At 36.9% G+C, this 14382-nt stretch carries 14 protein-coding genes; 4 read left to right on the forward strand and 10 right to left on the reverse strand.

The genetic code is table 11. The features are described 5' to 3' along the window. Positions 1-182 precede the first annotated feature (182 nt). The 4 genes from CZ490_RS09275 to CZ490_RS09290 form a co-directional block, all read right to left on the reverse strand. Positions 183-1148 carry a YpdA family putative bacillithiol disulfide reductase gene (locus CZ490_RS09275; RefSeq protein WP_077618628.1) on the reverse strand — a complete coding sequence of 322 codons (966 nt, stop codon included), beginning with the start codon at positions 1146-1148 and terminating at the stop codon, positions 183-185. 194 nt (positions 1149-1342) lie between these two features. Further along, positions 1343-2623 carry a Glu/Leu/Phe/Val family dehydrogenase gene (locus CZ490_RS09280; protein WP_077618629.1) on the reverse strand — a complete coding sequence of 427 codons (1281 nt, stop codon included), beginning with the start codon at positions 2621-2623 and terminating at the stop codon, positions 1343-1345. Positions 2624-2870: 247 nt separating this feature from the next. Next, positions 2871-3461 carry a genetic competence negative regulator gene (locus tag CZ490_RS09285; RefSeq protein WP_077618630.1) on the reverse strand — a complete coding sequence of 197 codons (591 nt, stop codon included), beginning with the start codon at positions 3459-3461 and terminating at the stop codon, positions 2871-2873. Between the two features lie 118 nt (positions 3462-3579). Beyond that, the gene (locus CZ490_RS09290; RefSeq protein ID WP_077621013.1) at positions 3580-4353 is read right to left on the reverse strand and encodes a metallophosphoesterase; all 774 of its coding nucleotides are present in this window, start codon (positions 4351-4353) and stop codon (positions 3580-3582) included. A 241-nt stretch (positions 4354-4594) separates the two neighbouring features. On the opposite strand from CZ490_RS09290, the gene CZ490_RS09295 reads away from it, so the two are divergent. The 3 genes from CZ490_RS09295 (at position 4595) to CZ490_RS09305 (ending at position 8363) form a co-directional block, all read left to right on the forward strand. Continuing rightward, positions 4595-6661, forward strand: a complete 2067-nt coding sequence (locus CZ490_RS09295; RefSeq protein WP_077618631.1) for a catalase — start codon at positions 4595-4597, stop codon at positions 6659-6661. Positions 6662-6789: 128 nt separating this feature from the next. Next, positions 6790-6975, forward strand: coding sequence for a hypothetical protein (locus tag CZ490_RS09300; RefSeq protein ID WP_077618632.1), 186 nt, complete (start codon positions 6790-6792; stop codon positions 6973-6975). Then, a complete protein-coding gene (locus tag CZ490_RS09305; RefSeq protein ID WP_077618633.1) occupies positions 6972-8363 on the forward strand; it encodes an amidase in 1392 nt (463 codons plus the stop codon). The genes CZ490_RS09300 and CZ490_RS09305 overlap by 4 nt, the downstream gene beginning before the upstream one ends. Positions 8364-8471: 108 nt before the next feature. Here CZ490_RS09305 and CZ490_RS09310 read toward each other — a convergent pair whose 3' ends face one another. From CZ490_RS09310 to CZ490_RS09330, 5 genes are all read right to left on the reverse strand, one after another. Continuing rightward, positions 8472-8936, reverse strand: coding sequence for a YpbF family protein (locus CZ490_RS09310; protein WP_234987211.1), 465 nt, complete (start codon positions 8934-8936; stop codon positions 8472-8474). A 108-nt stretch (positions 8937-9044) separates the two neighbouring features. Then, the gene (locus CZ490_RS09315; protein WP_077618634.1) at positions 9045-9710 is read right to left on the reverse strand and encodes a LysM peptidoglycan-binding domain-containing protein; all 666 of its coding nucleotides are present in this window, start codon (positions 9708-9710) and stop codon (positions 9045-9047) included. A gap of 2 nt (positions 9711-9712) precedes the next feature. Further along, positions 9713-10309 carry a CPBP family intramembrane glutamic endopeptidase gene (locus tag CZ490_RS09320; protein ID WP_077618635.1) on the reverse strand — a complete coding sequence of 199 codons (597 nt, stop codon included), beginning with the start codon at positions 10307-10309 and terminating at the stop codon, positions 9713-9715. A 6-nt stretch (positions 10310-10315) separates the two neighbouring features. Then, positions 10316-11827 carry a RecQ family ATP-dependent DNA helicase gene (locus CZ490_RS09325; protein WP_077618636.1) on the reverse strand — a complete coding sequence of 504 codons (1512 nt, stop codon included), beginning with the start codon at positions 11825-11827 and terminating at the stop codon, positions 10316-10318. Beyond that, positions 11814-12890 (reverse strand): YpbB family protein, encoded by a 1077-nt coding sequence (locus CZ490_RS09330; protein WP_077618637.1) that lies wholly within the window; start codon positions 12888-12890, stop codon positions 11814-11816. Before CZ490_RS09330 ends, CZ490_RS09325 begins: the two co-directional genes overlap by 14 nt. Positions 12891-13185: 295 nt before the next feature. On the opposite strand from CZ490_RS09330, the gene CZ490_RS09335 reads away from it, so the two are divergent. Then, the gene (locus CZ490_RS09335; protein WP_077618638.1) at positions 13186-13434 is read left to right on the forward strand and encodes a 4Fe-4S domain-containing protein; all 249 of its coding nucleotides are present in this window, start codon (positions 13186-13188) and stop codon (positions 13432-13434) included. 101 nt (positions 13435-13535) lie between these two features. Here the strand turns inward: CZ490_RS09335 and CZ490_RS09340 are convergent, their stop codons facing one another. After that, positions 13536-14348, reverse strand: coding sequence for a histidinol-phosphatase (locus CZ490_RS09340; protein WP_077618639.1), 813 nt, complete (start codon positions 14346-14348; stop codon positions 13536-13538). Positions 14349-14382: the final 34 nt, after the last annotated feature.

Raw genomic sequence — 14382 nt, forward strand, 5'->3', positions numbered from 1 at the left:
CCTCATTTTTATATTTTGGGTTGTCAGTTACGAGTTTGGAATTGTGCCATTAGCCCACAATATACTGAAAGTAGCTGGCATCCGTCAGCTATTTTCCGAGAAAAGTCGAAAAACTCAAAAAGGCAAGGGAGAAGAACGAGACGTTTTTCTCCCTTGCCTTATTAGGACTTATCGGACAGCCCCTATTTCCTACCTAGAATCGCTTTTGCAATCATATCTCCGTGAAAACGCCCATTTTCTATGAATATTTCATTTGCATTATTACCAGCAGCGATTACACCTGAAATAAAAATACCCTCTATATTGGTTTCCATAGTGTCGGGGTTAAATGAAGGTCTTCCTGTTTCTTGATCGATTTCAACATGCATCTTCTCTAGAAAACCGTGGTCTGGATGATATCCCGTCATCGCAAACACAAAGTCATTTTTCACTTCTTTTTTCTCGTTTTCAACTTGATAAATTACTTTATTTTCCGTTATTTCAACTACATCCGCATTAAATTCCATTTGAATAAGACCATTTCGGACCATTGATTCAAATTCAGGTAAGATCCACGGTTTAATACTTGAAGAGTATTCGGAACCACGATACAGGACTGTTACTCTTGCATCTGCATTTGCAAGTTCGAGAGCTGCATCGACACTGGAATTTTTCCCACCGATTACAACTACATCCTTGTCAAAATAAGGATGTGGTTCTTTGAAATAATGAAATACTTTAGGGAGATTTTCCCCAGGAACATTCATATAGTTCGGATTATCGTAATAACCTGTTGCTATAATTAAGTATGTTGATCGGTACTCACCTTTAGAGCTTGTAATCTGAAACTGACCATTCACGAGTTTTCTAACCTCTGTTACTTTTTCAAAAGCATTTATCCTAATTTTCTTTCGTTTGGTTACTTCTCGGTAATATGCTAGTGCTTGATTTCGCTTTGGCTTACGTCCCTCAATAATAAATGGAACATTTCCTATCTCTAATTTTTCGCTTGAACTAAAGAACGTTTGGTGTGTTGGATAATGGTAGATTGAATTTACGATATTTCCTTTTTCGATTACCAAAGGATTAATTCCTATATCCTGCAGTGCAATTGCAGCTGCTAATCCGCAAGGGCCTCCCCCAATAATAATTACTTCTTCCGATTGCATGTATGTCACTCCTACTATCTTCAATACGTTTATTTTCAAAAAAATCTAACTTGTAATATTTTGCCCTTCTATCAATGAAAATGTGCTGTAAAACATACTAATAAAGGCAGTTTGTACCTTATCAACAGAAAATCTCCTACCAAGATGATAGGAGATTTCGATATGGCTTGCAAGTAATTAGTTCATGTATGTTTTTAAATCCAACCTCTAAAGCGTGACGCTTCTGCCATTTTTCTAACTCCAACCATGTAGGCAGCAAGTCTCATGTCAACACGTCTATTTTGAGCTGTTGTATAGATGTTTTCAAACGATTTAACCATTACTTTTTCAAGTTTTTCTTCCACTTCTTCTTCTGACCAGTAATAGCCCTGATTGTTTTGCACCCATTCGAAATAAGATACTGTCACTCCACCAGCACTTGCTAATACATCCGGTACGAGCAGGATTCCTCTGTCAGTTAAGATTTGTGTTGCCTCAAGTGTTGTCGGTCCGTTTGCAGCTTCCACAACAATACCCGCACGAATATTATGTGCGTTTTCTTCTGTAATTTGATTTTCAATCGCAGCAGGAACTAGAATATCACAATCAAGCTCCAGTAATTCCTTATTAGTTATTGTATCATTAAATAACTTCGTAACAGTTCCAAAGCTATCACGACGATCTAATAAATAATCAATATCTAAACCATTTGGATCGTATAGTCCACCATAGGCATCAGAAATACCAATCACTTTAGCACCTGCATCATGCATGAATTTAGATAAGAAACTACCTGCATTCCCAAAGCCTTGTACAACTACGCGAGCACCTTCTAAATTAATGCCTCGTTTCTTCGCTGCTTCACGAATACATATCGTAACTCCTTTAGCAGTGGCAGATTCACGACCATGTGACCCACCTAAGACAAGTGGTTTTCCTGTAATGAATCCAGGTGAGTTAAATTCATCTATTCGGCTATACTCATCCATCATCCAGGCCATAATTTGGGAATTCGTAAAAACATCTGGCGCTGGGATATCCTTTGTTGGACCTACAATTTGGCTAATTGCACGAACATATCCACGACTAAGTCGTTCCAGTTCGCGAAATGACATATCTCTAGGGTCACAAATGATACCGCCTTTTCCTCCACCATATGGTAAGTCTACGATACCACATTTTAAGCTCATCCAAATCGAAAGCGCTTTAACCTCTTTTTCTGTTACATTCGGATGGAAACGAATACCACCTTTAGTTGGACCGACAGCATCATTATGTTGTGCGCGGTAGCCTGTAAAGATTTTTACCGAGCCATCATCCATCCTTACTGGAATTTTTACGGTCATCATTCGAATCGGTTCTTTTAAGAGTTCGTACACTTCTTCAGGGTACCCTAATTTTTCTAAAGCTTTATGTATAACTGTTTGTGTAGATTTGAGGACATCCATTTTATTTTCATTCTGTTTGGTAATGTCCTTTTTGTTTTCGGCTACCATTTGTAAACCTCCCAAGATTTTTCACAGTTCCATTAGAGGATGTTCAAAAAGTGCGGTGAACATGACGTTCGAATTTCTATTATTGTCCACCTTTCCAGTCACTAGTATACACCTTCCATATGTTTATGCAAGAATAAAAAGAAAGAATCTTTATTTTTATTCTTAAATTAAGAACACTGATTTAGGACAGGTACAACTTACTTTTAAATACAAGGAAAAAAACCCCTAAACCTAATTTAGAGGTTTGTTATTTTTTTATAAAATACTTATATATTTCCTTTATTGCATCTTTGTTAAAAAGGATTTTTCCATACTCATGGACTCGATGTTTTGTGATTGTAGCTGGATTTCCAAATTCAGCTAAAATGGCTATGATGTTTTCAGTATTAAATTCCAAATTGTCTTCGAGTAAAAAATAAAAATAATCATTAAATGAATATAGTTTACCACCATCAATAGATAAATTGGTTAATCTTGTTGACAGTTGGATAACATCTTCAAACGAATGAAATTCATAAAATATATCTTTACTCTCATCAAGAGTGACCTGCATCTCAATATAATCTTCGTCCATAAATTCTTCATCTTCAAGGTCCCCTACCGAATTGGTTACTATAATTACCATTCCTTGTGCTTGTAGAGAATATACTTCTACAGCAATAGGGCCATCGGCTTCAAAGCCTAATTCTATATTTGCTTCTTCAATCATATCTCGAAATAATTGGTGGACCTTTAGCGAATCCGACAAAAGATCATCCTTAGTGAGGCCACGATCAACCAGATCATCGAATGTTAGAAATATCTTTATTTTATTATAAGTTAAGCGTTCAAGACGCATTAAAAACCCTCCCTCACCATCACACCTACAACAACCGTTTCTTTATTTTATGAAGGAACATCAATTATGTTCTTGATTTAGTATTGTTAGGGCATTTTTACGCACTGTTAATACTCCTTTAGCTTTTAGATGATTGTATAGTTATCAAATGCGTTTCTGCTGGTGCTCCAAGTCTCAACGGAACACCCGAAGTACCATAACCGTTGCTTACGAAAAGGGTAGTACCATTTTTAAACGTAACCCCACCTTTAGGATAGAGTCCAAATTTCCAAAACCGAATTTGTCCACCATGTGTATGTCCAGATAAGACAAGATTAATAGTATGGTTTGGTTGAATATCACTAATTATCGCGGGGTTGTGACTAACCAGTATTTTAAAACCCACCTCATCTCCTGCGTCTAATAGGGCAAGGTCTAGCCTGCTTCTTCCCTCTTTCAAATCATCAATTCCAAGAAGGGCAAGCTTCTCACCTTCTCCTGATTCAAAAAACATTGCTGTATTGTCAAGAATCTTAATTCCCATAGTTAATAGGAGAGAATCAAGTTCGTGATAATCAACTTCATAGTCATTATTGCCCCAAACAAAATAGGAAGGTCCAATCGTTTTCAGTAGCTGGAGATTTTTCTTAACTCGTTCAAAGGGTACACCTTTCTCTGTTAGATCCCCACCAATAATCACAATATCCGCTTTTCCTTTTGCTTCATTAATAATTTTTTCAGAGACTTCTCTTCTATGAATATCAGAAATAAAAAAAATGGTTATCTTACCGAAACTCTTTGGAAATTCCGTAAATGTGAGTGTTTTCGTCACAACACGTTCAAGTCTAGCTTCACGCCACATATAGAGTAGGAGAAGCAATCCAACTATTATAATAATGAAAAAAAACAACATAGTCATGGCCTACCTCTCTACAATGAGCATCAATTTTAATTTAGATATACCGCTATAATACCACAAATGCTTGAAAAGGCTAACAATTACCTGGATGCTTAGGGAATTAAATTAATAAAACTATCTAACAAATACACACTACTGTTTTCGTAGGTGAATTATAATACAATTTTAGAATATTTAGGATACTCGTTCATATATTATAAGGGCTAAATATTTAAACATAAGGTTGGGTGATAACATGGATGAAAAGACATCAAGAAATCTAAACCAAAACCAGAAGCCACCAGCTAAAGATGCCAAACAACGACAATTGGATCAGTACCGTGTACAAAATACTGGGAAGCCATTGACTACAAATGAAGGAAGAAAAATCGCAAATGATAGAAACACGCTAACTGCCGGTGTACGCGGTCCTACCTTGCACGAAGATTACTGGTACTTTGAAAAAATGACTCACTTCGTAAAGGAAGAACAACCTGAACGTGTGGTTCATGCAAGGGGATACAGTGCTCACGGGGAGTTTGAATGTTATCGGTCGATGAAGCATGTAACAAAAGCATGCTTATTTCAGGAACCTGGAAAAAAGACACCTCTGACAGTTCGATTTTCTACTGTACAAGGTCCCAAAGGTTCTTACGACACAGCTAGGGATTTACGTTGTAAGGGTGTTAAGTTTTATACTGAAGAAGGCAATTATGATTTGACTATGATTGCAATGCCTGTACTTATTAACCAAGACCCCATGAAATTTCCAGATGTCATTCACGCGTACCAAGCCAAGCAGGACGATGATATTCCAACAGCTACCGGAGCACATGATAGCTTTTGGGATTATGTAGCCAATAATCCTGAAGCAATTCATATGACGACTTGGGTAATGTCCGATCGAGGCATTCTTAGAAGTTACCGTATGATGGAATCGTGGTCTATTAATACGTACTTATTTGTCAACGATAAAAATGTTGCAACCTTTGTTCGATTTGTATGGAAGCCAGTTCTAGGTGTTCATTCACTGCTTCAGGATGAAGCAATTAAGCTCGGCGGGATAGACCCTGACTTCCACCGCAAGGATTTAAGAGAGGCAATTGACAAAGGCTTCTACCCTGAATATGAACTCGGTGTCCAATTAATACCTCTTGAAGATGAATTTAAATATGATTTTGATATACTTGACCCTGCTAAGTTTTGGCCAGAAGAGCTCATCCCCGTTCAAATCATCGGGAAGATGACTTTAAATAGAAACATTGATAACTACCATACAGAATCAGAACAGGTCGCATTTAACCCTGCAAATGTTGTTCCAGGAATTGATTTTTCTAATGATCCTGTGTTACAGGGAAGGTTAATTGCATATCAAGCAGCCCAATATCATCGTATTGGTGTAAACCATCAGGAGTTGCCTATTAACAAACCTATTTGTCCGTTTCACAACAATACACGCCGGGGTCCAATGAGATATCGCATTGATGTTGATGAGATTGATTACCATATGAATTCACTAGCTAATAATACACCACATGAGACTCCACCAGAACAGGGAGGATATGAGCATTATCCGAAAAGGGTCGAAGGACATGTAGTTCGTGCTCGGAGCGAATCCTTTAATGACTTCTTTTCGCAAACAAGAATCTTTTGGAATAGCTTAACACCTGTTGAAAAGCAACATACGATTGAAGCATTTAGCTATCAGCTAGGAAAGGTAAAGAGCGTATCTGTCCGTCAGCAAAATGTGAACTTATTAGTAAATGTAGACAAGGAATTGGCCACAATCGTCGCTGATAATATTGGCGTAGAGCGTCCAACAGGAACACATGTACCAGTCGATACTGCTTATCCTTCTTTAAGCCAATTCAGTACCCCTAAATATGCTGCTACACAAAAAGTAGGCATTATAATTGGTAATGGTTTTAATGGTCAAGAGGTTGCCAATGTACTTAACTTATTTAAACAAAATGGGGTTTTCTTCGTTATTATAAGTGATAAACTTGGTACTGTCGTAGGATCAGATGGCACACAACTAAAAGTCGATCAAACTTTTATTACTTCCAGCCCTTATTTAGTGGATGCTCTTTATGTTGTAGGCGGAAGTGAGAATAACCCGCATTTCTTTAAAAATATGAATAAATTTTTTGTTCGAGCTTATGAACAATACAAACCAATAGGAGTAGCTACAACTGGGCAGTCCTTTATTTCAACCTCAAAACACAATAATTTAGAGGGTGTTGTTTTTGCTGCAAACAATCCTAACTTCGGACCTGATTTTATTAATGCCGTGGCACAACAAAGATATTGGAATAGAGTTTAATAACTTTCAAGAGTCAAAGGAAATAGCATGAGTTATTTCCTTTGATTCATTTCTTTTTATTGTTGCTTTCTTGGTAGGAAGATGCACTCCCATTTTTTCACGACTCAACTTTTAGGGAGGTAAGCAAGATGAATAATTCAAACTTTATTAAGCAAAGTTTATATTTTCAAGGTTTACCAATTTACGAAACTGATATTCCGCATATACAGAGGATTCTTTTTACAGTTAATCAAGCACAAAGAAGCCTTTATGCTTTTCCTAATTTAAACTCAAAAGTTCCGATTACAATTGTCGATAAGAGGTTATTGCGATGACAAATCTAGCATACTTATCAGCTACTGAACTTGCACCCTTACTAAAGTCAAAGCAACTATCTCCTGTAGAGTTGACAACACAACTATTAAACCGCATTGATAAAATCGACCCAACCATCAAATCGTATATTACCCCACTTCATGACATTGCTCTTACACAAGCAAAAGAAGCTGAAAAGGATATTATGCAGGCCGGTTACAAAGGACCTCTTCACGGAATCCCAATCGGCATTAAGGATAATTTCTATACAAAAGGCATTCGAACAACAGCTGGTTCGAAACTTTTTAAAGATTTTGTCCCTAATAAGTCGTCTACTGTCGTTGATAAACTTCTTGCTGCAGGCGGTATCATGTTAGGAAAACTAAATATGCATGAACTTGCTCTCGGTTCATCTGGAACGAACCTTACCTTTGGTACCACACGAAACCCATGGAATCTTCACTATATGCCAGGTGGTTCGAGTGGTGGCAGTAGCGCTGCTTTGGCAGCTGGCCTGGCAACACTTGCAACTGGAACTGACACATTCGGCTCTATACGTCTACCGGCTGCTATGTGCGGAGTGTATGGGTTAAAACCTACATATGGTCTTGTTAGCACATATGGGGTCTTTCCGTCCGCTTGGTCATTAGATCATGCTGGTCCAATGGCTAGGTCCGTTGCAGATTTGGCACTGATGTTAAATGGAATGGCTGGCTATGACCCGAATGATCCAGCTAGCCTCAACGTGCCTATTCCTAACTACACGACTGATCTTACTAAAGGTATAAGTGGGATAAAGATTGGCATACCTATGTACTATCTCAAGGGATTAGATTCAGACGTTGAAAAGCTCTTTACAAACGCTTTATCCGTATTGAACAAATTAGGGGCGGAAATTATAGAACTCACCATTCCTGAATTAACAATGTCTACATTTGCCGGATATAGTATTGTCGGCAGTGAGTCATCAGCTTTTCATTATGATTATCTCAAAACCCGCTCAACAGATTATGCAGCAGATAACCGAATCTCCCTTCTCTCTGGGACATTAACAAATGCACCGAAGTACGTCAAAGCCCAACAAGCTCGAAGAAAAATGGTCGAAGCATTTCATAACAGCTTTAAAAAAGTTGATTTACTACTCGGTCCAACAATTCCTTTCACAACTCCTGCGTTCGCCCACAATTGGGTCGAGCAAAATTTAGAGGTGATTAGGCGTAGTTTACCTTTTACTGTTCCTGCAACCCTAACAGGAGTACCAACCTTATCCGTGCCAATGGGACTGGATCGAAACGGGCTCCCAGTCGGTATGCAATTCTTTGGTAATCATCTTAATGAGATATTATTGCTACAAGCAGGATTTGCATGGGAACAAGTTAACCCGTTTCAGTATAAAATTACCCAGTGATTGAAATGAAATTGTTAGTTTATATATATGGGTATTTTCGGATGCACTATTTCCAAGGCGTTTGAAAATACCCCTATTTCAATTCTGTCATTTTTGGGTCGAATCCCATTATTTGCTTTCATGATATAAATTTACATCAAATTCCTTTTTCATCATTTCAAATACCCGCTGCCGCTCCCGCCATTGTGTTGGTTCTTTCCATAAGTCCTTGCTTTTATCTATAATCTCACATCTTATTGCATGATACTTATCTTCTGCTTCGTCCTTCTTTTTGTCGAAATACCTGACTCCACCATATAATCCTCCAATTACAAATACAAAGAAGAAATAGATGGAGCCATCAAGAAATATACTAATCATCAGTTCAGTGGAGTGGCTGTATGGAAGTACAATCGTTTTATAGACATATACTAAAAAAATGGACAATAGAAACAGGACCGTTAATTTCATATAATAGGCTCTGGCCTTAAGCTTCTCAAATTTTCTCTTTTTCTCGACAGAATGTTGGAGCATTTGTTTTGTTACTTCATCTGTATAGTCATTTAACTCACTTATCTTCTTTTCGATTTTCAATCCCTCCAAACCTTCATTAAGACCTACTACTATAAAAATATGAGCTTGTACATGTGTATATGTCTGTCAAAAAAAATAACGCGATGATTCTCGCGTTATTTGCTAATCTTAATTTATTTTAATTGGAATTTGTAAAATCTGACCTTCGATTACCGTATTTCCGTCTAGGTTATTCCATTTCTTAATCAAATCCTCACCATTACGGCTATTATAATATTTCATTGAAATTCGATACAAATTTTCATCCGCTTGCACCTTGTGATACTTAACATCATAGCGATCATTTGGCTTTTCTTGCTTTTGTTCTGTTTGTTTTGTCTTTTCAGTTGTATCTTGTGTATTGTTTTCGACAACCACTTGTTCTGGTTCTTCATTAGGTGTATCTTCTTTATTTTCATCTTCCAGTTCTCTTCCCTCTTCTACCGGTGGTACTGGGTCTGGGTCTGTTTCTGGTTCTTGTTTAACAGGTTCAGGTTCCACAACTTCATCCTTTTCCTGAGGTTTGTTTTCCTTATTCTCATAGCTAATACTTTCAAAATTTGCACTCCGTTTAACAGGAGTAGTTTCAATCTGTTCCGGATTCGAATTAAATTTGTAACTGAGGATAACAACTGGAAGTAAAATAAATAAGAGAGCCAACATTCGTATAATCGGATATTTAACTTTAAACTTTGTCTTCTTTTTCTTCCTGTTATGAACTTCACTCCGAGATGGTAATTTCGAAGGCTTTTTTTCTAAATCCACTAAATTTTCTTCTCCATCTGGCTGTTTCAAGACTATACCTCCTCTTTTGGACTATTCACATAATCCAGCCTAAGCTTTACAGCAAGAATAAAATCAATCCAAAAATGAGCATATACCGTAATCCAAAGATTTTGATAGATCTCATATATATATCCTAATAAAAAACTTAAAAGAACGACAGAAGTCAATAGAACCCACTTATGCAAATAACGAACATGTAATAACGCAAATATGACACTTGCAATAATAAGTCCGAAGTGAGTTTGGATGACCCCTCGGAATAATATCTCTTCTGAAAATGAAATCAATACGCATAAAAGGAATATGTGTGGAATACTTCTTCTTTGAAAGATACGTTCATTTATTCCTCCATCATCGTACATCGCTTCTGGGAGCCATTTAATTAATAGCAAATCGATACAAACAACTGCGAGTGCAAACGCAGAACCTATAACGAGAATATTCCAGTCATCCCAAATCCATAACTTCAAAAATGAGGACCAATTTTCGAACAAGAAGTAACCAAGCCCGAAAGAAATTAGTAGCAAGATTCCTTGAGTTAGATAAAGATGAAAGACGATTTCTTTATCCTGCAAATTTTTGATAATGTCAGCTTGGCGCCTACCCATATTTTTTCACCCATTCCTGTGGAAGATACGATACAATTCTTGTCTCCAAGAGGGTATTTCAAGACCATCTCCCTCATTTTTTTCTTGTTTGTATATGTCCCAATCCACTCCGCACAAGTCACAACAAGACGATGGCTTCTTTTCTAATTCTTCATCGAAATAAGCTAGTACAGCTCGCCTTCTGCAATCTTGCGTTCGTAACCAATTCTCCATGAAATCCAATTTGTTTTTCTTGTAAACGTATCTCATATTCGCAGCTTTATCGATAATTTCAATTGTTTGTTGGATATCTAATGTAGAATTAACTACTGCCCCCAATTGTAAATAAAACTGGATAAATCGCCATTGTACTTCGTTGACACTAAATGCAGTAAAAAAATGCTCTTCAACTGCTTTTGTATTCGTAAACTTTCCTTTTGTTTGAATCTCATGATTCATATATTCGATTACAAGCCTAGTCTGATCCTTTGTTGGAAACTCATATTTAAGTAAACCTTGAGGAATTTCACGATCAACCTCACTATAAAGTAAAATGCCCACACTTGGTTGTCCATCCCTACCAGCGCGCCCAATCTCCTGTATATATGCTTCCATTTGAGATGGGAAATGGAAGTGAATAACGTATCGAATATCCGACTTATTTACTCCCATCCCGAAAGCATTCGTACAGCAAATGATTGAGAGTTGATTATTAATAAATTGTTCTTGAATGAGCATTCTCTTTTCCTGCTCCATCCCCCCGTGATAGTAGGCAACTTGTCCAAAGCCTTCTTCTTTAAGGTATTGAGCAATATTTTCCGCCCATAGTCGACTTGAAAAATAAATAATTCCTGGTCCTTTTAGCTCCTTGGCATACTTTAAAACCAATTCCTTCTTATCCTCTAACGAATCAACCTTTTTCACAGCGATGGCAATATTAGATCGGTCCATTGAATGAATGTGCATTTTCGGTTTTGCTAATTGTAAAGTACGGCGAATATCCTCGAGTACCTCTTTTGTTGCGGTTGCAGTCAATGCCAAACATGGTGGCGAACCCATTTCAAGACGGATGTTTCCCAATCGTGAGTAATCTGGACGAAAGTCATGTCCCCATTGAGAAATACAATGGGCTTCATCCACAACAAAAAGTGAAATATGGATGCCTTTTAACTGGTTTAAAATGTAACTCGACTGTAGAATTTCAGGTGATGCAAAAATATATTTATATTTGTATAGGTTCGGGATGACCTTACGTTTTTTCTCAAATGATAAAAAGCTATTTAAAGCAACTACCCTTTTTTCACCCATTTTCTTAATTTGTAACACCTGGTCTTCCATAAGAGCCACTAATGGAGAAATAATAAGAACACTTCCCTCAAGAAGTTGAGCCGGCAATTGATAACAAAGTGATTTTCCTCCACCAGTTGGCAAAAGTGCCATCACATCGTTTCCTGCTAAAATGTCTTCAATAATTTCCTTCTGTCCCTCACGGAACGAACTATGGTTAAATTTTTCTTTTAAAATATTAGTAAGATTCATGTTTACCACCAAATCTTGCGAGAACTAGTCTAATTTCAAAATACGATATACCATCCGGCAGTTTTTCCTTTAGAGGACGTAGCTGCTTCGTATGTAACTCCTTATACGCTGCTAAAATCAATTGTTGATGTTCGAGTGATACAAATGGTTCAATTGTAAAATTAGGCTGTTGATGTGTCACCTCAACAATATGGTCCTCTATTGTATTTCGTTTCAAGTTACGAACCAAAGCTATTTCCTCAATTGTTTTTCCCTCAATAATTAACTGATAGGTTTTTTGAGTTGATGTTGTAAGTAAAGCATCCTCATGGTGTGAGCCAATCATGGAAGCCAAAATCGGCAGATGTAACATATTTTTTTCAACATGTTGAATAATTGTATGTAAGGTATGGATAAACAGAACCTGACACCATACCTCATCCTCATCTAAAAAGGAACTTATTTGTTCAATTGTATAGCCAATCCTTGTTGAACTCGTTAGTCTCATGACAAATATGGATGCTTCAAGCTCTGAAACCCGTTCGAGGGACTGTAAAACCTCTTTATAAAGAGTATCAGCCAGCGTAAATCGATTATGTCCGTACCTCATCAAATAAGCTTTAACCCAATCAGATATTGATTCATCCTGCTGTATGGGAGTATAGCGTTTGTTCTCATCTATTAAATTTGACAATACTTGTATAAGCAACGAAAGTCTACGCCAAAGTAATTGGGATCTCTCATTGTATTTCCAACCATCTAAATGAATTGGAATAGGTCTCTTTTTGAGCTCTTTTGTTAAGATTAATTTTCCATTAGATGTTAAGGTAATCTTTTTACTTGATGGATCCATTTCTTTAATAAGCGCATTCTCTCGTAGGAATTTTATCTCTTTCTCAAAACAAGCTCTTTCTAATGGCCTGAGAATGCCAAACAAAAATGTAAGGTCAAAGAGATTAGCATCCCCAATTGTTTGAGAGGATTTTTTGCCATTCAGTAAGTGAAAAGTCCCATAAATAGTGCGTTCACCGTTCAGCTTTTGTATACAATATAAAATCAATATTGAACGATAGGTTAAGCTCACCTTCTTCTCTCCTCTCAATCGACAAACGGATGGAAAATTGTCGAATGAATGCTACCCTTATTTTATCAAATAATAACGGAGAGTGGGATGTTTTCATATGGAAATGTGATCGAGCCTTTCTCAGGTAAAAAAACCTATACAATAGGGGAACTCTAGATATTTTTATTGAAAAGTTTAGTGAACAGCTTTACAATGAATATGAGGAAGCTGTTTCCATCTTATGAGGAAGTAGGATGGAGAACTAATATAAATATATATGTATAATATGTTACGATTTTCGGGAGGTTTAATACACATGGCTAAGTATACCATTGTTGACAAAGAAACTTGTATCGCATGTGGTGCATGTGGTGCAGCTGCACCTGACATCTATGATTACGATGATGACGGTATTGCATTTGTTACACTTGATGATAACCAAGGAATTGTTGAAATTCCAGAAATATTAGAAGAAGATATGATCGATGCATTTGAAGGATGCCCTACTGACTCCATCAAAGTTGCAGACGAGCCATTTGATGGTGACCCTTTAAAATTTGAATAGTAATAAAATGAGAAGGATCCTTTGATATGAAAAGGGTTCTTTTTTTTTGAGTTATTGTGACACAAAAAAACAGGCTTATTAGAGCCTGTTTATTAATATCCTTAACCAAGTGGAACTTCCTTTCGTTCCCCTTTTTCAAATGTCATAAGCTTACTATAGCCTACACTTCTCGCTAATTCGATTGCTTGGTCAAAATCAGCCCCCACATCCTGCGGTCGATGTGCATCTGATGATAGTACAATAGGTATATTTTTATCAAAGCACATTTGTAAGAGTCGCGGATCTGGATAAAGCTTACCAATAGGCTTTCGTAAACCAGCTGTACTAATTTCGACGCATGTTTTTGAATTCGCTAACGCCGTTGTTGCACGATCAAATTGATGGAGTAAAAATTCCTCATCTTCAGGAATATACTTAAAAATCTTAACAAGATCAATATGACCGATAATATCAAACAAGTTTGATTCAGCTAGTGTAATCACCTGATTGTAATATTTCGTATATGTATCGTGTAGATCTCTTTTATCCCATTCTTCACGGAATTCCGCTAGGTCAATACCGAAATCATCCACCCAGTGAATTGAACCTATTACATAATCAAAATCATAAGATGAAATAAACTTTTCCATTTCAGCATGCTTTCCGGGAGTATAGTCCATCTCAATTGACATTTTTACATCGATATTATTTTTCCATGCAAGTTTAAATAAATCAACATAATCCTTCATGTCGTAATATCTTCTTGCATCTACCCATGGATTACGTAGAATATCTTTTGTTTGATAAAAATGATAGGCATGCTCGGAAATACCAAAATGATCAATCTTCTTTGCCTTTGCTTCATCGATAAACTTCATTAAATAATCTAGTTCAAGTGTGCCAAGCTCCAAATGATTGTGATAATCAGTACGCATAAGAATCCCCCTCGAAGTTTTTATCATTATACAT

The sequence above is a fragment of the Litchfieldia sinesaloumensis genome (assembly GCF_900156865.1).
Lineage (GTDB): Bacteria > Bacillota > Bacilli > Bacillales > Bacillaceae_L > Ferdinandcohnia > Ferdinandcohnia sinesaloumensis.

Bases quoted from the DNA above. Each gene is read 5' to 3' on its own strand.
- CZ490_RS09275 (WP_077618628.1), bottom strand. From the start codon at position 1,148: ATGCAATCGGAAGAAGTAATTATTATTGGGGGAGGCCCTTGCGGATTA.
- CZ490_RS09280 (WP_077618629.1), bottom strand. From the start codon at position 2,623: ATGGTAGCCGAAAACAAAAAGGACATTACCAAACAGAATGAAAATAAA.
- CZ490_RS09285 (WP_077618630.1), bottom strand. From the start codon at position 3,461: ATGCGTCTTGAACGCTTAACTTATAATAAAATAAAGATATTTCTAACA.
- CZ490_RS09290 (WP_077621013.1), bottom strand. From the start codon at position 4,353: ATGTTGTTTTTTTTCATTATTATAATAGTTGGATTGCTTCTCCTACTC.
- CZ490_RS09295 (WP_077618631.1), top strand. From the start codon at position 4,595: ATGGATGAAAAGACATCAAGAAATCTAAACCAAAACCAGAAGCCACCA.
- CZ490_RS09300 (WP_077618632.1), top strand. From the start codon at position 6,790: ATGAATAATTCAAACTTTATTAAGCAAAGTTTATATTTTCAAGGTTTA.
- CZ490_RS09305 (WP_077618633.1), top strand. From the start codon at position 6,972: ATGACAAATCTAGCATACTTATCAGCTACTGAACTTGCACCCTTACTA.
- CZ490_RS09320 (WP_077618635.1), bottom strand. From the start codon at position 10,309: ATGGGTAGGCGCCAAGCTGACATTATCAAAAATTTGCAGGATAAAGAA.
- CZ490_RS09325 (WP_077618636.1), bottom strand. From the start codon at position 11,827: ATGAATCTTACTAATATTTTAAAAGAAAAATTTAACCATAGTTCGTTC.
- CZ490_RS09335 (WP_077618638.1), top strand. From the start codon at position 13,186: ATGGCTAAGTATACCATTGTTGACAAAGAAACTTGTATCGCATGTGGT.
- CZ490_RS09340 (WP_077618639.1), bottom strand. From the start codon at position 14,348: ATGCGTACTGATTATCACAATCATTTGGAGCTTGGCACACTTGAACTA.